General features: G+C 62.3%; 14 protein-coding genes. 8 read left to right on the top strand and 6 right to left on the bottom strand.

Annotation, left to right across the window (positions count from 1 at the left end; genetic code table 11):
- Positions 1–29: 29 nt before the first annotated feature.
- Positions 30–3,077 (bottom strand): TonB-dependent receptor domain-containing protein, encoded by a 3,048-nt coding sequence (locus VGD45_RS30725; RefSeq protein WP_331159232.1) that lies wholly within the window; start codon positions 3,075–3,077, stop codon positions 30–32.
- Positions 3,078–3,440: 363 nt separating this feature from the next.
- On the opposite strand from VGD45_RS30725, the gene VGD45_RS30720 reads away from it, so the two are divergent.
- Complete coding sequence (locus tag VGD45_RS30720; protein WP_331159231.1) at positions 3,441–4,895, top strand: Gfo/Idh/MocA family oxidoreductase; 1,455 nt, start codon at positions 3,441–3,443, stop codon at positions 4,893–4,895.
- 52 nt (positions 4,896–4,947) lie between these two features.
- On the opposite strand, the gene VGD45_RS30715 is transcribed toward VGD45_RS30720, so the two are convergent.
- Positions 4,948–7,194, bottom strand: coding sequence for a xanthine dehydrogenase family protein molybdopterin-binding subunit (locus VGD45_RS30715; RefSeq protein WP_331159230.1), 2,247 nt, complete (start codon positions 7,192–7,194; stop codon positions 4,948–4,950).
- 2 nt (positions 7,195–7,196) lie between these two features.
- Entirely contained in the window at positions 7,197–7,658 is a 462-nt protein-coding gene (locus tag VGD45_RS30710) for a (2Fe-2S)-binding protein (RefSeq protein WP_331159229.1), read from the bottom strand.
- 81 nt (positions 7,659–7,739) lie between these two features.
- On the opposite strand from VGD45_RS30710, the gene VGD45_RS30705 reads away from it, so the two are divergent.
- From VGD45_RS30705 to VGD45_RS30675, 7 genes are all read left to right on the top strand, one after another.
- Positions 7,740–8,597 (top strand): class I SAM-dependent methyltransferase, encoded by an 858-nt coding sequence (locus tag VGD45_RS30705; protein ID WP_331159228.1) that lies wholly within the window; start codon positions 7,740–7,742, stop codon positions 8,595–8,597.
- Between the two features lie 298 nt (positions 8,598–8,895).
- Positions 8,896–9,180 (top strand): hypothetical protein, encoded by a 285-nt coding sequence (locus tag VGD45_RS30700; RefSeq protein ID WP_331159227.1) that lies wholly within the window; start codon positions 8,896–8,898, stop codon positions 9,178–9,180.
- A gap of 246 nt (positions 9,181–9,426) precedes the next feature.
- Complete coding sequence (locus tag VGD45_RS30695; RefSeq protein ID WP_331159226.1) at positions 9,427–9,918, top strand: formate dehydrogenase subunit gamma; 492 nt, start codon at positions 9,427–9,429, stop codon at positions 9,916–9,918.
- Entirely contained in the window at positions 9,915–11,456 is a 1,542-nt protein-coding gene (locus tag VGD45_RS30690) for an NADH-quinone oxidoreductase subunit NuoF (protein WP_331159225.1), read from the top strand. The genes VGD45_RS30695 and VGD45_RS30690 overlap by 4 nt, the downstream gene beginning before the upstream one ends.
- Positions 11,457–11,473: 17 nt before the next feature.
- Complete coding sequence (gene fdhF / locus VGD45_RS30685) at positions 11,474–14,350, top strand: formate dehydrogenase subunit alpha (RefSeq protein WP_331159224.1); 2,877 nt, start codon at positions 11,474–11,476, stop codon at positions 14,348–14,350.
- Positions 14,343–15,173, top strand: coding sequence for a formate dehydrogenase accessory sulfurtransferase FdhD (fdhD, locus tag VGD45_RS30680; RefSeq protein ID WP_331159223.1), 831 nt, complete (start codon positions 14,343–14,345; stop codon positions 15,171–15,173). Before fdhF ends, fdhD begins: the two co-directional genes overlap by 8 nt.
- Before the next feature lie 5 nt (positions 15,174–15,178).
- Positions 15,179–15,388, top strand: a complete 210-nt coding sequence (locus VGD45_RS30675) for a formate dehydrogenase subunit delta (protein ID WP_331159222.1) — start codon at positions 15,179–15,181, stop codon at positions 15,386–15,388.
- On the opposite strand, the gene VGD45_RS30670 is transcribed toward VGD45_RS30675, so the two are convergent.
- Genes VGD45_RS30670 through VGD45_RS30660 form a run of 3 tightly spaced genes read right to left on the bottom strand, consistent with a single transcriptional unit; the run spans position 15,389 to position 19,161 of the window.
- On the bottom strand, positions 15,389–15,856 hold the full coding sequence (locus VGD45_RS30670; protein WP_331159221.1) for a nitrate reductase associated protein: 468 nt from the start codon (positions 15,854–15,856) through the stop codon (positions 15,389–15,391). It lies immediately after the preceding gene.
- A gap of 37 nt (positions 15,857–15,893) precedes the next feature.
- Positions 15,894–18,569, bottom strand: a complete 2,676-nt coding sequence (locus VGD45_RS30665) for a serine/threonine-protein kinase (RefSeq protein WP_331159220.1) — start codon at positions 18,567–18,569, stop codon at positions 15,894–15,896.
- Positions 18,570–18,600: 31 nt separating this feature from the next.
- Positions 18,601–19,161 (bottom strand): sigma-70 family RNA polymerase sigma factor, encoded by a 561-nt coding sequence (locus tag VGD45_RS30660; protein WP_331159219.1) that lies wholly within the window; start codon positions 19,159–19,161, stop codon positions 18,601–18,603.
- Between the last annotated feature and the right edge of the window lie 95 nt (positions 19,162–19,256).

Raw genomic sequence — 19,256 nt, 5'->3', positions numbered from 1 at the left:
GGGTGACTGTCACGCCGACACCTTTTCAACTACAACGTGCGGACCGTCACGCCGATGAACATGGTGCGACCGTTGTAGTCGTAGGTCGCAGGCCACGTGTTGGCGCGGATCTGCGAGCTGCCGACCAGCGGCGGGTCGTCGTCGAGCAGATTGTTCATGCCGCCGAAGATTTCCATGGAGCGGCCCACATCGAGCGAGAACGAGAGATCGAAATAGTTCATCGCGTCGAGCTTGGGATTCACCAGGTCCGCATAGGCCGGCGGTGTCGCGCCCGCGCGTTTCGGCAGCAGGTATCGATCGACCGTCACGTCGTCGATGTATCGATGCCGCAAGCTGAGGCTCAACGGTCCGGTCGTCCAGGTGAAGCGCGTCACGCCCTTGAACTCCGGAATGGGCTCGCCGCAAGTCGTGCCGAAGGAGCCGACGCAACGGTTCTTCACGTTCGGGAACGCCTGCACCGGCGTCAGCGTGAACTCATCCGTGCGCGTCCATGCCGTGTTGATGTTGAGCGAGCTGCCGTTGCCGAACAGGCCCCAACCGAAGTCGAAGCCGTAACGCGCCTGCAGATCGAAGCCCGAGGTTTCCAAGCCGCCGGTGTTGGCCTGCCGGATCTCCGCGTAGAACGGCACACTGATTTCGCCGGTCACCGGATTGCGATTGATGGCCTGGCAGAACTCGCTGTTGATGTCCTGAATGATGTTGAAGCACAGGTTCAACGTATTGTTCAGGCCGCCGCCCAACTGCGCGATCGCGCCGTCGAGCGTGATGTCGAAGTAGTCGAGAGTCACCGCCAGTTTCGGCAACGCCTGCGGCGTGAGCACGACACCGAAGGTGCGAGTGTCCGACTCTTCTTCGCCGACATTCGGATTGCCGCCGAACAACGCCGGGATGATGGTGTTCGGCTGCACGCCGGACCCGAACACTGCGCTCTCCGGAACACCGCTCGCGATACACAATGCGCGCACGGCGTCGGTCCGCCCCGAGGCAGGCTGTCTGTCTGAGCAAGGATCCGTCGCTGGCTCGACGCTCTGACGCAGACCGCCGTACAGATCCGCGACGTTCGGTGCTCGAATCGCGCGCTGGAATTGACCGCGGAATGCGACGTCGTCATTCAAACGCCAATCGAGACCATATAGATAAGTCGACACCGCACCCACGCCTTCCAGATCGTAATCCGAACGTCGGATCGCGGCGTTGGCGGCCAGTGTGTCGACGAACGGCATGCCGCTCAACAACGGAATGCGCAGCTCGCCGAAGATTTCTTTCGCCGTCACGTCGCCTTCGGTCGGCAGGCCGGGATTGAAGCCGACCACGTCGCCCGAACGGAGAAACTCATCCGGCACGAACTGCGATGAGGCATAACGCCACTCGACGCCCGCCGAGAATGCCAGAGGGCCGGCGGGCAGATCGATCAGCTGACCGGACAGCGTCGCGGCCGCCACTTGCAGCTCTGCTTCGGTCACGTTGGTCGCGCCGATGGAGATGGCGTCGACGGCCTCGGGCGAAATGTTCTGGCCGAAGATGTTCAACAGTGGAGCCGCGCCGCCGTTGGACAGCAGGGCAGTCTGAAAGCGACTGCGAGAAACGTTGCCCGATTGGCGGCTCGTTTCCTCGGTGCGCGCGAACGTGTAGTAAACATCGTAGGCGAGATTGCGCAGGAAGCTGTCGGAAACATCGCCGATGTCGCCCCGCATGCCCAAGGCCATGCGCCAGACGTTGCGATCGGAGACGTTTTCGCGCAGACCCACTTCGACCAGTCGTCGGCCGACGTTGAGCGTCGCAAAGCCGTCGTTCGGGTTGTTCACTCGCGAGCTGGTGCCGGTGACCACGGTGGTCGGGCCGGTCTCCGCGATGTCCAACTGACGCAGCACTTCCTGCATTTCTCCCGAGAGATACGGGTTGTTGATGTTGAACAGGAACGGGCCGCCAATATTGGTCGGCGCGAGCTGCTGATCGACGCGGTTGTTGCTGAAGTGGAATTCCAGGTAGCCGGTGGCCTTGTCGGTGAAGTCGTAATGACTGAACGCATTCACCATCCAGCGTTCCTGCGGCACCTGCAGATAATTATCCGGACCTAAATTGAAATCGTCCTGCGGAGTAAGCGCCGGGCGCACGGTCGTGCCGGCATCGTCGAACGTGAAGCCACGCGGGCCCATGCCGCCGAGTCCGGCCGCATTCAGCGCGTTGACGATGCCTGCGTTGGAGGCCGTTCCGATCGTGAAGCGGCCGTTGGGAATATCGCCGCTGCCGCCCGCGATCAAACCGGGCACGCCACCCTGCGCGCGACAAGTCGAGTTCTGGGGCACGGCGACTGGCACGCCGGCGTGGTCGCGACTGAACGATTCCGGTGTCACGCAACCGTCGGACAGCGAGTCGAATGCCCACTCACCGCGTTCGCCGCGAGTGATGGCGCCACGATTGAGATAGTTCACGGACACGACGGCATTGCCGCGACCTTCGGCGAAATTGCCGCCGACGGTGAGATCGACGTTGTAGGTCGGCGTGGTGGTCGGGCTGTCCCAACTGCTTTGCGCGGTCACTTCGACGCCTTCGAAGTCATCGCGCATGATGAAGTTGACGACGCCAGTGATGGCGTCCGAGCCGTACACGGCTGAAGAACCGCCGGTCACGACTTCGGTGCGCTCGATCAGCGCCGTTGGAATCGTGTTGAGGTCGGTGACTTGCTCCGGACCGTAGATCGCGAAGCGTCGGCCGTTGACCAGCACGAGGTTGCGTGACGCGCCGAAGCCGCGAAGGTTCACGTCGGCAGTGCCGCCTGGCACCGTGTTCGCCGAAGCGCCGCCGTTGGTGGATGCGACGAACTGTGGCGCATCGCTCAGGATCTTTTCGACGTTGGGCGCGCCCGAGAGTTTGATTTCTTCCACGCCGATGACGTTGACTGGCGTCGAGGTGTCGAGACCCTCGCGCGCGATTCTCGAACCCGTCACCAGCACTTCTTCCACTTCCGGGTTCTGTGCGTCTTGCGCCAGCGCCTGCACACCGAAAGTAGAACCCGCGAATACCACACCAAAGCCGAGCGCAGCCGCGCACCGGCGATGCTTCGATCTCCTGACCATTTCATAGCCCCCTATGAAGAGAAAATTTGTGTTCCGCGCTCGCGCCGCAGTTGCTGCACTCAGCGTGAGCGGATTTGAATCATTTTGATGGTGACCGGCTTCTATCAGCCGCTGCCTTCGACTCACTCCTGCGTGATATCGCTACCACTTGTTGCCGCCGTGACTGACAATGAGCGAGAATTATCATAGTTGATCGGAGTTGGCTAGAGGTTGAGTGCGCATGCGAGCCTCGACGGAAGCTGGCATGGTTCGATCGACGTGCTGGAATAAAGCAGACAAATGTCTCTGCCGAGGCCGCTCGCGAGCGCTACCAAGGAGCGCTGCGGACTGCGCTGAAATGCCTATTTTCCAAGGGGTTTATGCATGAACGACAAAGATCCTTCCGGGCTCGATCGCCGCGCGCTGATCAAGTCGGCCGGAGTCGCCGCGCTTGGTTTGGCAACGACTGCCTATGCGGCCCCGCCCAGGAAGCGTTTCGCGGTGGTCGGACTGGGCTCGCGCTCGCGGATGTTCACCGGTGCAATCACGGGCAAATTTCGCGACTCCAATGAAGTGGTGGCCGTTAGCGATACCAACGCGGGCCGTGCGGCCCTGGCCGTCAAAACGATTTCCGCCACTGGCGCGAGCAAGCCGAAGCCTTATAAGGCCGCTGACTTCGACCGGATGATTCGTGAGACCAAGCCGAACACCGTCATCGTGACGACGCCGGACGCCACGCATGACGAGTACATCGTGCGCGCGCTGGATGCGGGGTGCGACGTCATCACCGAAAAGCCGATGACCACGACGGCCGAAAAGGCACAGCGCATCCTCGATGCGTGCAAGCGCAGTGGCAAGCATGTGCGGGTGACGTTCAACTATCGGTATTCACCGCCGCGCACGCAGATCAAAGACATGCTGATGAACAATGAAATCGGCGAAGTGCTGTCGGTCGATTTCAACTGGCTGTTGAACACCGTGCACGGCGCCGACTACTTCCGGCGGTGGCACAGTAACAAGGCCACCTCCGGCGGCTTGATGATTCATAAAGCCACGCATCACTTCGACCTGGTGAACTGGTGGTTGGGCGCGCAGCCGCAGTCCGTCGTCGCGGTGGGTGAGCGTCAGTTCTACACGCCGACCATGGCCAGGCGTATGGGCTTGAAGAGCCATCACGAGCGTTGCCGGACCTGCCCCGAGCAGAGCGCATGCAATTTCTATTTCGATCTGGCGGCCGATCCGGGACTCAAGGCGCTGTATCTCGACAACGAGCAGCACGATGGTTATTTCCGCGACAAGTGCGTGTGGCGTCCGGAGATCGACATCGAGGACACGATGAATGTCGTGGTTCGCTACGACACGGGCGTCACGCTCAGCTATTCGTTGAACGCCTTCAACTCGTGGGAGGGTTATCACATCGCCTTCAACGGCACCAAGGGCCGCATCGAACACTCGGTGGTCGAGCAGGCCGGTGTCGCGGGCGCCGATGAGACGCAAGGCAAGATCAAGGACGACGGCGTGACCACGCGAATCATTCCGTTGCGGGGCGCACCGCGTGAAATCGAGACCTGGACGGGGACCGGCGGGCACGGCGGTGGCGACGACGTGATGTTGACCGAAATCTTCGGTGACGCGCCGGCCGACAAATACAAGCGTGCGTCGGATGAGCGCGGCGGCGCGTATTCCATTCTGATCGGTGTCGCCGCCAATCAATGCTTCAAGACCGGGAGCTCGGTGCGCATCGATGAGCTGGTCACCGGACTTGCAGCGCCCGATCGCGCGCCGATGCCGAGCCGCACGGCGTCATTGCCGATGCCGATGCGGGTGAAGATGCCGTAGTCACTGCGCGTGGGCGCTCGCGTCAGATGCGAGCGCCCACGGTGCGTTTGTTTCAGAGTGCAGCCAGTGCGTCGGTTGTCAGCACTTGCAGCTCGCGAATGGCTGAGTTCAGCGGCGTGCGGCGAGCACGCAGGCCAGTGGCTGCGAAGATCGCGTTCGCCAGTGCCGGCGCAGCTGCGGGCACGCCAAGCTCGCCCAAGCCGCCTCTCGGCGCGTCGCTGCCGAGGAAATGAACTTCAATCGTCGGTGTGTCGGCCAACGTGAAAATGCGATAGTCGGAGAACAGCTTCTCGACCACCGCGCCTTCGGCGATGTTGATTTGCTCGGCGACCGCGTTCGACAACCCCATGATGGTTGCGCCTTCCACTTGCTGAGCCGCGGTGTCCGGGTGCACGAGATCGCCGCAGTCCACGACCGCAACGACGCGATGAACTTTGACGCCAGTCGGTTCCCAGGAGGCTTCGACCACCTGGGCGATGACGCTTTCGTATTCGATGTGAAGCGCGACGCCTCGGCCTCGGCCCGGCGGTAGCGACTGTCCCCAATCGGATCGCTCGGCCGCTTCTTTCAATACTCTTTGCACGCGGGCGTCGTTCTTCATCAATGCGAGCCGGTAGTGCAACGGGTCCTGTCTCGCGGCGTGAGCCAGTTCGTCGATGAAACTTTCGCGAAAGAAACCATGCTGGGTGCTGTTGACGCTGCGTAACGGACCGATGCGAACGTGATGAGGCGCGCGCACCTGTTCGAACAGCTGATGCGGAATCTCATAAGGAATGGGATAGGCGATGGAGCGTCCGGGCCGGCCCTCCGTGAATACTTCCGACCACGCAATCGGCAGACCATCCGGGCCGAGCGCCGCGGTGATGCGAGTGGTCGCCTGCGGGCGATACCAGCCTTGCGCGGTGTCTTCCTCACGACTCCAGATCAACTTCACAGGATGTGGCGCGCACTGCTTAGCGATCGCAACGAGTTGCGGGTAGTAGATCGCATCCGCGTCCGGGCCCGTCTTGCGACCGAACGAGCCGCCCAGGGGTAGCGTGTACAGATGAATGGCGTCGGTCGATACGCCTGCCGTTTCGGCGAGGAAACGTCGGGTCGTGATGGCGTCTTGCGCACCGGTCCAGACGTGTAACTCGCCGTCCTTCCATTGGGCGGTGGCGTTGATCGGCTCCATCTGGGCGTGATGCAGGAAGGGCGCCCGGTACGTCGACTCGATTCTTTTCTGTGCGCCCTCTAGCGTCTTCTTGGCGGAGCCAATCTTCAACATCTGTTCGCGCTTGGCGCGATCGAGTGCGATGAGTTGGTCCGCATACAAGCTATCAGTGGAGACTGCCGACGCATCGCCTGCCGAGAAGCGCGGGTCCAGGCGCGCCACCGCTTGCAACGCCTGCCACGGCTCGCGAGCGATGACTGCGACGGAGTCGGGCAGTCTCATCACGGTTTCGACGCCCTTCATATTCATTGCCGGCTCGACGTCCACGGCGATGAGCCTGCCACCGTGGACCGGCGCTGCCTTGGTGGCTGCATAGCGCAACTCCGTCAGCCGCACGTCGATGCCATAGCTGAATGATCCAGTCACCTTGAGAGGAATATCCGGTCGCAATACCGATTGGCCCATCAGGCGATGTTGCTCGCGAGGTTTGAGCGGCGGTCGACTCGGAACGGAGAGGCGCGAGGCTGCATCGACGAGCTCGCCATATCGCAGTGTGCGTCCACTGGCCGCGTGGATAACCACGCTGTCCTTCGTCGTGATGCTATCGGCGCTAACAGACCATTTCTTCGCAGCGGCACGGATCAACATCTGTCTCGCGCCCGCGCCTATGCGGCGCAAGCCGAACTCGCCGGTGCAGCGGACGGCAGTCGAGCCGCCAGTGATTTGCAATCCCAGCCGACGCGCGACGATCTTGAAAATAGGATCGGCGATACCGCTGTCGAGCAGCACGCCGGGCTGCAAGCTAAACGCCTCGGCGAGAAACCAATTGGCGAATGCGTCGTCCCCCGGCGCTTGTATCGCGCGCACCTTCGACCAATCGGCATCCAGCTCTTCGGCCAGCATCATCGCCAACGCTGTATGCGTGCCTTGTCCGAAGTCGGCGTGCGGGACCAGCACGGTCATGACATCATCTGGAGCGATCGTTACCCAGCCCGCGAGCAACCTCGCACCATTGTGTTCGGTGAGCTTCGCGGCTTGTTCGTGAGTGTTCGACTCGGCGGAGCTGTAACCCACGTACCCGACGAGAACGCCACCGCCGACGACCGCGCCGCTGCCGATTAGAAACTTACGTCGTGAGATCGCCATGCTCAGCTCCGCGACAACGACTGGATGGCTCGACGCACGCGAGGATACGTCCCACAGCGACACAGGTTGGTGATCGCCTCGTTCACCTGCGCGTCTGTCGGTTGCGGCGTTTGTTTGAGCAGCGCAGAGACGGCCATGATCATGCCGGGCTGGCAGTAGCCACACTGCGGCACGCGCTGCTCGATCCATGCGGTTTGCACGGGATGCAGTTGACCCGGCTGCATGCCGGCACTGCCCGGCAAGCCTTCGAGAGTAACCACGCTGGACGCTGCCACGGCAGACAGCGGCGTCGTGCAGCTGCGCTGAGCGACGCCATCGATGTGTACGGTGCAGGCCCCACACACGCCGACGCCACAGCCAAACTTCACACTGGTCAGTCCCAGCTTTTCCCGCAGCACCCACATCAAGGGCGCGTCGTCATCGACATCGACCTCGCGGCGTTCACCGTTCACGTTCAGTTGCATTGACCGTGCTCCTTTGCTCAATGCCTCGGCACGGTAGTCCTGCAAACTTAGGGCAAGCTTAGATGTGGCAGGCTCGGTATCATGTCGCGCATGACAGGATCGATTGAAACGACGATGGGCCCGCTGCTGACATCGAAAGTGCACGAGCAACTGCTGCGTGGGCTGCGCAAAGGCGTTGCGGAAGTTGTGTGCTCGCTCGACTTGGATCGCACGACCACGACTGTAACGGTCGATGAAATTGGATGGACATCCGCTGGGCAACGCTATCCGTATCTGGAGAAGTGCAAGGAGCGAACGATCTACTATTGGAACGGCAGCGAGTTCGCGGTGGTGTCGCATTACAGCGCTTCGCTCATCAAGCTCGTGCCGACGGAGTGGGGCGCACCCACGTTCGAGATCGACGGCATCAAGATGCTACCGAGCGAGAAGGTGTCGCCGTACGAGGATGCGAAAGCCAAGGTTGCGTTGATCGAGCCGCGAGGGAAGATCGTGCTCGATACGTGCGGCGGGCTGGGCTATTTCGCGGCCTGGTGCTTGGAGGGTGGGGCTGCGCGCATTCTTTCTTTCGAAAAGAATCCCGATGTCGTCTGGTTGCGGAGTCTGAATCCTTGGTCACCGCAGCCAGGGAGCGTGCTCACGCTCACCCAGGGCGACGTGACGGAACAAATCAGTTCGATCCCGGACGCCTCCGTCGATGCGATCCTGCACGATCCGCCGCGCTTCGGCATTGCAGGCGAGCTGTACTCACAAGCGTTCTACGATCAGTTGGCGCGGGTGATGAAGCGCGGCGGACGAATGTTCCATTACACCGGCTCGCCCAACAAACTCACCACCGGCCGCGACGTACCCACCGAAGTCGCCAGCCGACTCAAACACAGCGGCTTCAAAACAAAACTTCACGGCGACGGCGTGCTTGCAACGAAGGCGAACGCCCGCTGACATCCCCGGCCTCACGCCACCACTGAGCTGTCGGCAGCGGCAGGGTCAGGGATGTTCTCCCGGCAAATGGATCAAACAGGACGTTTTTCCGCTTAGCAGCTACAGGGAAGTACAGCAACGTCGCGCGCGCCAGCGCGAGCGAAGCGTAGCGACGGCGTGCGTCGCGGTGCCGGGAGAACATCCCTGACTCTGCCGCTGCGAGCCACCTACGCCTCCGAAACACGGCGGATCATCATCCAACGACGATGCGTTAGACCAACACCCACGCACACGTGAGGTCTCACAGAGGAGCCAAGCCATGTCAGCAGCACGAGCCACAGTCGACCACGACACCATTCGCCAATGGGTGGAACAGAACGGCGGCTGCCCCGCGCATGTGAAGGGCACGGGCGGTAAGAACGATCCCGGCATCCTGCGTATCGATTTCACCGGCTTTTCCGGGCAGGAGTCGCTGGAAAAGATCTCCTGGGACGAGTTCTTCGACTCCTTCGACGCCAACGAGCTGGCGCTCCTGTACCAGGAGGAAGGCCGCTTCAACAAGCTGGTCAGCCGCGACAGCGTGCGCGACCAGCTCGACAGTTGAGCGCAACCGGCCCCGCCGGACACACATTATAAGTGTCACATGTGTGTACCACGCGGGGCCGCCCTGGCCCGCGATCGACAGAATGAGGCGCATTCGCACAACGCAGGCAGGGAGCGCGCGTCGATTCCTGACGGGATATCCATGTAGGCGTGCTCAGCGTGGTCGATTCCGCACATCGGTGTCACAATCCCCTGCGGTCAAGTTCGAGCCCTCGTGAGTAGGGCCGGGCCGTGAGGGGGCGAGCGTATGAATGCAGATCGGGCTTTGCGAAATCCTCTGGATGATCATGCGAGGGAGCAGATAGAAGCTGCGCTCGCCGCGCACTCGGGACGCCCCGGTCCTTTGCTTCAGGTGTTGCACGAGGTTCAGGATCGGCTCGGCTACGTACCGCCCGCAGCGATTCCCGTCATCGCCGACGCTTTGAATCTGTCACGGGCCGACGTTCACGGCGTCGTCACTTTCTACCATCACTTCAGACAAGCGCCCGCCGGCCGACACATCGTTCAGCTGTGCCAGGCCGAGGCCTGCCGCTCCATGCATTGTGAGCAGCTGACTGAACATGCCCAGCGCAAGCTCGGCGTCGCGTTCCATGGAACGACGGCGGACGGCCGCTACACGCTCGAGCCGGTGTATTGCCTGGGTAACTGCGCCTGCAGCCCGGCGATGATGATCGACGGCCAATTGCACGGCCGCGTCACTCCCGAAACCTTCGACGCACTGATCGCGCCACTGTCATGAGCATCAAAGTCTATGTACCGCGAGACGCGACTGCGCTCTCGCTGGGCGCCCAGCGGGTTGCAATCGCCATCCAGGGCGAAGCCCTGCGGCGTGGCGTCGAGATTCAGCTGATTCGCAACGGCTCGCGTGGCCTGTTCTGGCTGGAACCGTTGGTCGAGGTCGAGACCGAAGGGGGGCGGCATGCGTACGGCCCCGTGACTGCCGAAGACGTCACGAGCCTCTTCGAGTCCCGCTTTTTCGAGGGCCGTGGCCATCGCCTGCACCTGGGCCTCACCGACGAGATCAAGGAACTCCACAGTCAGCAACGTCTGACATTCGCTCGCGTCGGCATCACCGATCCTGTTTCCGTCGAGGACTACGTTGCCCATGGCGGTTATGAAGGTCTCAAGCGCGCGCTGGCGATGTCACCCGAAGCAATCGTCGCGGCCGTCACTGAATCCGGCCTGCGAGGTCGTGGGGGCGCGGCCTTTCCGACCGGCATCAAATGGAAGACGGTGCTCGATCAGCCGCCTCAACAGAAATACGTGACCTGCAACGCCGATGAAGGCGATTCGGGGACATTCGCCGATCGCATGCTCATGGAAGGCGATCCGCTCATGCTCATCGAAGGCATGACCATCGCCGGCGTCGCGGTGGGTGCGACTCAAGGATATATCTATTTGCGTGTCGAATATCCGCACGCCCATCGGGCGCTGAACGAGGCGATTGCCGCGGCCCGCGCCGCTGGCTATCTGGGCAGCAACATCCTCGGCAGCGGCAAGCAGTTCGAGCTCGAAGTGCGGCTCGGCGCCGGCGCCTATATCTGCGGCGAGGAAACGTCCATGCTCGAAAGCCTGGAAGGCAAGCGCGGCGAGGTCCGGGTCCGTCCGCCGTTGCCGGCAATCAAAGGCTTGTTCGGCCAGCCGACCATCGTCAACAATGTGATTTCCCTGGCATCCGTGCCGGTGATTCTCGCCAAGGGCGCGGAGTTCTACAAAAACTTCGGGACCGGACGCTCGCGCGGCACGATTCCTTTGCAGCTGGCCGGGAACATCAAGCGCGGTGGTCTGATCGAAAGAGCATTCGGGCTCACTTTGCGTGAGCTCATCTATGACTACGGCGGCGGCTCGGCCTCGGGCCGGCCCATTCGCGCCGTACAGGTAGGCGGTCCGCTGGGCGCCTACATTCCGGCCTCGCAGTTCGATACGGCAATCGACTACGAAGCCTTGTCCAGCATCGGCGCGTTATTAGGACATGGTGGCGTGGTGGTGTTCGACGATACCGTGGACATGGCCGGCATGGCGCGCTACGCGATGGAGTTCTGTGCCAAGGAATCCTGCGGCAAATGCACGCCGTGCCGGATCGGCTCGACGCGGGGCGTGGAGTTGATGGACCGCGTGATCGCCAACATCGATCGCGAGCGCAATTTGCAGCTCGTCGAGGAGTTGTGCGACACCCTGCTGCACGGATCGCTGTGCGGCCTGGGCGGGATGACACCGTTCCCCGTGCAGAGCGCACTCAAATATTTTCCTGAAGATTTTCGCAAGACGGTGCAGTAGCCGGAGAGTTTCAAGCCATGCACGCGCTCGATTACATTGATCCAGGCACGCCGGTCGCATCCGACGATCCGGCCGTCAAGCAAGTCACCGTGGAGATCGACGGATTCACGGTCACGGTGCCGGAAGGCACCTCCATCATGCGCGCGGCGTCCATGCTCGGAAATCAGATTCCGAAGCTGTGCGCCACCAGCACGTTGAAAGCGTTCGGTTCCTGCCGGCTGTGTCTGGTGGAGATCGACGGACGCAAGGGCTATCCCGCCTCGTGCACCACCACCGTCGCGGACGGCATGAAGGTCCGTACTCAGAGCGACAAGCTGAGCCAGCTGCGTCACAACGTGCTGGAACTGTATCTGTCGGATCATCCTTCCGAACAGGAATGCGCCGCTTCGAACAATCGCTGCGAGTTGCACGAGATGGCGGCCGCGGCCGGCGTCACCGAGTCGCGCTACGCGTTGCCGCGCGCTGATGGCCTGCCCGCGGGCTGCAATCATCAGCACTCGGTCAAGGACGAAAGCAATCCCTACTTCGTTTTCAATCAGGATGCCTGCATCGTTTGCTCCCGCTGCGTGCGTGCCTGCGATGAGATCCAGGGAACGTTCGCGCTCACCATCGAAGGGCGCGGCTTTGGATCCAAGGTGTCGGCGAGCCAGTCGGAGTCGTTCCTCGAGTCCGAGTGTGTTTCCTGCGGAGCTTGCGTCGAGTCGTGCCCGACGACGGCGCTCACCGAGAAATCCGTGCTCGCCCTCGGCAGGCCCGATCGCGCCGTCACGACGACGTGCGCCTACTGCGGTGTCGGCTGCTCGTTCAAGGCCGAAGTCAAAGGCGAACAGGTCATCCGCATGGCGCCCAACCGCGACGGTCACGCGAATCACGGCCATGCCTGCGTGAAAGGCCGCTTTGCCTATGGTTATGCGACTCACAAGGATCGCATCACCAAACCGATGATCCGAAGCAAGATCACGGATCCGTGGCGTGAAGTCACTTGGGATGAAGCGTTCAACTATGCAGCGTCCGAGTTCAAGCGTATTCAGGCACAGTACGGACGCGACGCAGTCGGCGGCATCACCTCGTCCCGTTGCACCAACGAGGAAACATTCCTGGTGCAGAAGCTGGTGCGTGCGGCGTTCGGCAACAACAACGTCGATACTTGCGCGCGCGTCTGCCATTCCCCGACCGGCTACGGCCTGAAGCACACGCTGGGTGAGTCGGCGGGTACGCAAGAGTTCGACTCGGTGATGCACTCCGACGTGATCATGCTGATCGGCGCAAATCCCACCGAAGGCCATCCGGTGTTCGCTTCGCAAATGAAGCGCCGGCTGCGTCAGGGCGCCAAGTTGATCATTGTCGATCCGCGGCAGATCGCTCTGGTGCGCACACCGCATTTCGAGGCGGACTATCACTTGCAGCTGAAGCCCGGAACGAACGTCGCGCTGATGAACTCCATCGCGCACGTCGTGGTCACCGAAGGGCTTGCGCGCGACGAATACGTTGCCGGTCGCTGCGAGCCGGATTCGTGGCACAAGTGGAAGGCGTTCGTCAGCGATCCGAAGAACTCGCCCGAGGCGATGGAGACGGTGACTGGCGTGCCGGCCATGGCGGTCCGTGGCGCTGCCCGGATGTACGCCTCGGCGCCGAATGGCGCGATCTACTATGGCCTCGGTGTGACCGAACATAGTCAGGGCACGACGATGGTAATGGCGATCGCCAACCTCGCGATGGCGACGGGTAATCTGGGCCGAGTCGGTGTCGGCGTGAACCCGCTGCGCGGACAGAACAACGTGCAGGGCTCGTGTGACATGGGCTCGTTCCCGCACGAGTTCAGCGGCTATCGCCATGTGTCCGACGACGCCGTGCGTGCACTGTTCGAATCATCGTGGGGCGTGCATCTGCAGTCCGAGCCGGGGCTGCGCATTCCCAACATGTTCGAAGCGGCGCTCGATGGCACCTTCCGCGCGGTTTACATCCAGGGCGAGGACATCGCGCAGTCCGATCCGAACACCAATCACGTGACGGCGGCGCTCACCGCGATGGAATGCGTGGTGGTGCAGGACCTGTTCTTGAACGAGACCGCGAAGTTCGCGCATGTGTTCTTCCCGGGCTCGTCGTTCCTGGAGAAGAACGGTACGTTCACCAACGCCGAGCGTCGCATCTCGCGCGTGCGCAAGGTCATGGAGCCGCTCGGCGGCCTGGAAGACTGGGAAGCGACGGTGCGTTTCTCGAATGCGCTGGGCTATCCCATGAACTACAAGCATCCGTCGGAGATCATGGACGAGATCGCTGCGCTCACGCCGACCTTCACGGGCGTCAGCTTCGACAAGATCGACAAGCTGGGCAGCATCCAGTGGCCTTGCAACGCTGCGGCTCCCGAAGGCACGCCGACCATGCATATCGGCGAGTTCGTGCGCGGCAAGGGCAAGTTCTACGTCACTGACTACGTGCCGACGCGCGAGAAGACGACGAGTCGCTTCCCGCTGCTGCTCACGACGGGCCGCATCCTCACTCAATACAACGTGGGCGCGCAGACGCGTCGTACTAATAACGTCGTGTGGCACGATGAGGACCGGCTGGAGATTCACCCGCACGACGCCGACGTGCGCGGCATTCTCGACGGCGACTGGGTTGGCATCGCCAGCCGCGCCGGCGAGACGGTGCTGCGTGCGCAGGTGACGGAGCGCGTTCAGCCAGGCGTGGTCTATACGACCTTCCACTTCCCCGAGTCCGGCGCCAACGTGGTCACGACCGACAATTCGGATTGGGCCACCAACTGTCCGGAGTACAAGGTCACGGCGGTTCAGGTCGTGAAGGTCAATCAGCCTTCGGAATGGCAGAAGCGCTATCGCGAGCTGACCGAGCGCAACACGCGGATTCGACGGAGCTCTGGTGTAAATGCCTGATAGCAGTCCGACGCCGGCGACCAGCTGTGAAGTCACGGTGCAGCGCTGGCGTGATGGAGAGATCGAGCGGGTTCCGGATCAAGTCGCCGAAGAAGTGCCGGTGGCGCTGACGTTTCATGGCGTGCCCCATGTGGTCATGCTGGCGACGCCGGCGAATCTCGAGGATCTCGCCGTCGGCTTCACGTTGAGCGAGATGATCGTCGACTCGCCGAGCGAGATTCAGTCAGTCGAAGCAGGGACGCGTGAGGATGGAGCGCTGGAAGTGCGCATTAGCATCGCGGCCGCGAAGTTTTCCGAGTTGCTGCGTCGGCAGAGAAATCTCACTGGCCGCACCGGTTGCGGACTGTGTGGCGCGCAGACGGTGGAGGACGCCATCCGGCAGCCCGCGCCCGTGCACGGCGATCTCCGCGTGGATGCGAAATCGCTGCATGCCGCGCTCATGGATCTGCGCGAACGGCAACAGATCAATCTGCGAACCGGCAGCGTTCACGCTGCGGCCTGGGTGTTGCCGGACTCGGGTATTCAACTCGTGCGCGAAGACGTTGGTCGTCACAACGCGCTCGATAAAGTCATCGGCGCCGTCACGCGTGCGGGCGGCGATTTCAAGTCGGGGTATTTCGTGGTGACGAGCCGCGCCAGTTATGAAATGGTGCAGAAGGCGGTCACTGTGGGTGGCACCTTGCTCGCCGCTGTTTCGGCGCCGACGGCTTTTGCCGTTCGAATGGCCGAGGCCGCTGGCCTCACGTTGATCGGCTTCGCGCGCGAGCATCAGCACGTGGTTTACGCTCATCCTTCGCGGCTCATATGCACATCGACTATCTAGTTCGCATGGCCAACGATATCGGCGCCTTCTTTGCCAGCGAGGCGGATCAGGCCGTCGCGGCGGAAGGCATCCGGCAGCACATCCGACGTTTCTGGGATCCGCGGATGCGGTCGGCGATCGTCGCGTATTTCAAAGAAACGGGCGGCGTGGAACTGGAAGGGCCGGTGCGAGCGGCGATCCAGCGCCTGGCAGAGGAAACGACCGCGAAGGCCTGATTACTGAATCAGGCCGAACTCCCGCATGGCCGGTACGAAGTTCTCGTTGGTGTGGCCGGGGCGGGTGAGTTTGAAAATCGAAAAACGTTGCAGCGGCGTCAACGCCGCCCACTGAGCGGGCGTCGGCGGACTCACGTCACGTTCGATCGAATAGTCGATCACACGCTGCGGCACCGTCGACCCGTCATTCCAATCCGCGCCGGCATCGCGCTCGAGCAGCTGCGCGGGCTCGCTCGTCCGGTTTTCGATCACGCCCACTACGTAGCGGGCATAGTCGTCGATTTCGTTGGGTGTTTCGCAGCGCTGCGCCACCATCTGCTCGCGCTCTTCGAGTGCAAACCGATTCCACTGTTTCAGCGATACCTTCACGCCGGCGAGGTCGAGCTTGCGACGCACGACCATGGGGATGCAGTACAGGGCGCCGGCGAAGTCCTTCTCGAACTGGAAGATTTCGGGGGAGGTGCTCATGGCGGCATTCTACACCCGCCCGGCGCCGATGCGATCCTCAGGACCGGCCTAGCGATTTCCGTAATGTTTGCTCCGCGCGGGCCAGGATAGCTGTGGCGTTGGGATCGCCTCGAGCTTGCTCAGCTTTGCCGAGCGCGAGCAGGGCGTCGCCCATGTCGGCGCTTCGGGTGGGATCGCGAGCCACGCGTTCAGCCAGCGCGAGCGCCTCCTTGGCGAACGCGAGCGATTTGGCAATGTCTCCGAGCTGCAAGTAAATGTGACTTGCGGTGGTCAGAGCGGCACTGGCGCCAGGAGACAGGTCCGCGCCTGGGGCGTAACTCATCTTGCCGAGAGCTGCATCGATTGCCTGTCGGGCCGCTTCGTGTTGGCCGCGCGCCAACGCCAGCTCGGCGCGAGTGCGCAGTAGATCGCCGAGACGATCGCGATTGGCAGTTTCGTTGACGCGCCAGATCTTTTCCGCGCCGTCGAGCTTCTCTTCGACGGCGTCGAGTTGTTTCGCTCCCAGCAGGGCGCGCGCCAGCTGGTGATGCGCATGGGCTCGCAAGAATTCGCTTTCGAGCACGCGCGCCTGTTCGCTCGCTTCATTCAGGATCGCGAGCGCTTCTTCCCATTGGCCCAGTCGCTGCAGTGTCGTCCCGAAAGAGACGCCGAATGCAATGGGAACGGGCCGATTGCCGCGTAGGGAACGGATGCGCTTCAAGGCTTCCTCGCCCACCTTGCGCGCCTCTTCGATCTCGCCCATCCGATACAGCAGCGAGGACTGATTCATGATCAGGATGGCCTTGGCCAGCGTGCCGCCCCGGCCATTGCGATCCAGAGCCTCACGGGTGGCCTGATTGATCTCCAGCGACTCTTTATAACGAGCGGTGTTGTAGTAGATGACGCCAAGGTCGGTGAGCACGGCGTTGTACCGGAGTCCCCGAGTCTCGTCCGAGCGCTCCAGCAGATCCTGCGCCTTCTTCAGATGCGCAACGGCCGTCTCGCGATTGCCATGCATGTTGGCGATATCAGCTTCGGCGCGCAGGCAATCCACGCGGGTCGAGACGGGGGCGTGACCGAGCCGCAGCAAGGCATCGCGGGCCGCTTGTACGCGCCGCTCCGCCTCGCTGTAGTTGTTTGCATTGAGCTCGGATTCCACGGCCGCGCACTGGACCGAGGCGATCAGCTCGTCATCCTGCAAGTCGCGGGCAATGATCTCGGCGCGATGGATGACGGCAAGCTGCTTGCTGGTGTTGTGGAGATCCATATAGCGACGAGCCATCTGTAACAACATTTGCGCGGCAAACCGCGGGTCGTCGCCATATTGTTTATCGAGCAGTTCGACCCCCGTATCCACGAGCTCGATGGGCGTGAGCGGGCGGCCTTCAGGACCGACAGCTTCCAGCATCAGACTCATGAACTCGTTGGACGCCTCGGCTCGCTGCGCCTGGAAACGCGCGTCATCGCGCTGATGCGCGATTTCTTTCGCCTGAAACGCCATCACGCCGCCGAATGCCAGCACAGCGATGAACAAGCCCGCTACCAGCGCCAGCGTGAGGCTATGCCGTGCGGCGAACTTGCGCATGCGATACGTGACGGATGGCGGGCCGGCGACCACCGGTTCGTTCGCCAGATGCCGGCGCACATCTGCCGCCAGCTCCGCGGGCGAGCCATAGCGATTGTTCCGATCCTTCTGCAGCGCCTTGAGGACGATCCAGTCCAGGTCGCCGCGCAGTCGCAGAGATAACTGTCGGGGCGTGAGCTGGCGATGTTCGGCCGCCTCGTCGTGCGTGCCCGAGTTTGCTTTGACTTTCGTGCTCGGCGCTTGCGGATCGAACGTCAGCAGCTCGTGAACCAGCTGCGCCGGCGTCGACTCGTGGTTCGCGACCTTGAACGGCAGCGTTCCGGTCAACAACTCATGCAGCACGACGCCGAGCGAATAAACATCCGAGCGCGTGTCCACATCGAGCGGCGAAAGTTGCGCCTGCTCCGGACTCATATATTCCGGTGTGCCGATGAGGTGCCCGATGCGCGTATGCGCGCGGCTCGGCTGAGTGCCCGGCGTGACCGCCTTGGCGATGCCAAAGTCGATGACTTTGGGCATTGGCCGCCCATCCAGCTCGCTCACCAGCAGATTGCTCGGCTTCAGGTCGCGGTGGATGACGCCTTTCTGATGGGCATGCTGGACGGCGTCGCAGATCTGCAGAAACAACTGCAGCCGTGCGTCGATGCCGAGCCGATGCTGGTCGCAGTACCGGTTGAGCGGAATGCCTGCCACATATTCCATGGCGAAGTACGGCTGGCCCGACTCCGTGGTCCCAGCATCGATGATGTGCGCGATGCTCGGATGGCTCATCAACGCCAGCGTCTGTCGCTCGACTTCGAAGCGAGCGATGACATCTCGCGAGTCCATGCCGGGCTTGATGACTTTGAGCGCCACACGGCGGACGACAGGGTTGGTTTGCTCGGCGAGATAAACCTCGCCCATCGCGCCTTCGCCGACGCGCTCCAACAACCGAAACGGTCCGATGTGCCGTTCACCCAGCGTCGGCAACGGAGGCAGGCGACGCTCCAAAGCGCGGTCGCGCTCGGCGGCGTCGTGGGCTGCGAGCAAGCGCGTCACCCGGTCGCGCGTGTCGGGATCGGGGCAGTGTGCTTCCAGCCACGAGGCTCGCCTGGTTTTCGGCAGCTCGACGCAGGCGTCGAACAGCTCGCGCTCGGATTGCAAACTCATGGGTTGAACCTGCGGCCAGTACGGGTATCTGTTAGCGATGTTGTTGTATGTGCTCGCACAGCCACGCGCGGGCAAAGGTCCAGTCGCGTTTGACCGTGGCGGGGGAGAGATCCATGGCGCGCGCCGTGTCTTCTATGCTCATGTTGGCAAAGAAGCGCAGCGACACCACTTCGGCGAGCCGCCCATCTTCGGCCGCAAGTTGATCGAGCGCCTCGCTCACCGCGAGCACATCCAGATCTTCCTCCGGCGCGCTGATGTCCAGATCCGACAATGTGACACGCTGATGACCCGCGCCTCGCTTCTCGGCTCGCTTACGTCGCGCATGATCGACGAGGATCCGACGCATGGCCTGGGCGGCCGCGCCAAAGAAGTGTCGACGATTCTGCCAATCGCCCGAAGCCGGATTGATCCTTAAGTACACCTCGTTGACCAGCGCCGTGGGCTGCAGGGTGTGGCCCGAACGTTCCTTGCGCATGCTCGATTCCGCAAGCCCGCGCAACTCCTCGTAGACCGCTGAATACAGTCTTTCCAGGGCGCCTTGTTCGCCGCCGCCTGCCGCATCGAGCAGGCGGGTCACATCACTGCCGGCCATGTCGCGACCTTTTTTTGTTTCCCATGAGCCAATCCGGCGGACCACTGCGCATGGGTCAGCAGGAGCAGGACATCTTAGTACGACTCAAATCAGTG

It is taken from the genome of Steroidobacter sp. (assembly GCF_036402275.1).
In the GTDB taxonomy this organism is placed as follows: Bacteria; Pseudomonadota; Gammaproteobacteria; order Steroidobacterales; family Steroidobacteraceae; genus Steroidobacter.
Note: the sequence above shows the minus strand (reverse complement) of the source record. Positions and strands in the feature narration are given on the sequence as shown.

What these genes read in the sequence shown, in the direction of transcription:
- VGD45_RS30715 (WP_331159230.1), bottom strand. Translation starts at nt 7,194, where the DNA reads ATGGCGATCTCACGACGTAAGTTTCTAATCGGCAGCGGCGCGGTCGTC.
- VGD45_RS30660 (WP_331159219.1), bottom strand. Translation starts at nt 19,161, where the DNA reads ATGGCCGGCAGTGATGTGACCCGCCTGCTCGATGCGGCAGGCGGCGGC.
- VGD45_RS30700 (WP_331159227.1), top strand. Translation starts at nt 8,896, where the DNA reads ATGTCAGCAGCACGAGCCACAGTCGACCACGACACCATTCGCCAATGG.
- fdhF (WP_331159224.1), top strand. Translation starts at nt 11,474, where the DNA reads ATGCACGCGCTCGATTACATTGATCCAGGCACGCCGGTCGCATCCGAC.
- VGD45_RS30710 (WP_331159229.1), bottom strand. Translation starts at nt 7,658, where the DNA reads ATGCAACTGAACGTGAACGGTGAACGCCGCGAGGTCGATGTCGATGAC.
- VGD45_RS30695 (WP_331159226.1), top strand. Translation starts at nt 9,427, where the DNA reads ATGAATGCAGATCGGGCTTTGCGAAATCCTCTGGATGATCATGCGAGG.
- VGD45_RS30675 (WP_331159222.1), top strand. Translation starts at nt 15,179, where the DNA reads ATGGCCAACGATATCGGCGCCTTCTTTGCCAGCGAGGCGGATCAGGCC.
- VGD45_RS30665 (WP_331159220.1), bottom strand. Translation starts at nt 18,569, where the DNA reads ATGAGTTTGCAATCCGAGCGCGAGCTGTTCGACGCCTGCGTCGAGCTG.
- VGD45_RS30670 (WP_331159221.1), bottom strand. Translation starts at nt 15,856, where the DNA reads ATGAGCACCTCCCCCGAAATCTTCCAGTTCGAGAAGGACTTCGCCGGC.
- VGD45_RS30690 (WP_331159225.1), top strand. Translation starts at nt 9,915, where the DNA reads ATGAGCATCAAAGTCTATGTACCGCGAGACGCGACTGCGCTCTCGCTG.
- VGD45_RS30725 (WP_331159232.1), bottom strand. Translation starts at nt 3,077, where the DNA reads ATGGTCAGGAGATCGAAGCATCGCCGGTGCGCGGCTGCGCTCGGCTTT.
- VGD45_RS30705 (WP_331159228.1), top strand. Translation starts at nt 7,740, where the DNA reads ATGTCGCGCATGACAGGATCGATTGAAACGACGATGGGCCCGCTGCTG.
- fdhD (WP_331159223.1), top strand. Translation starts at nt 14,343, where the DNA reads ATGCCTGATAGCAGTCCGACGCCGGCGACCAGCTGTGAAGTCACGGTG.
- VGD45_RS30720 (WP_331159231.1), top strand. Translation starts at nt 3,441, where the DNA reads ATGAACGACAAAGATCCTTCCGGGCTCGATCGCCGCGCGCTGATCAAG.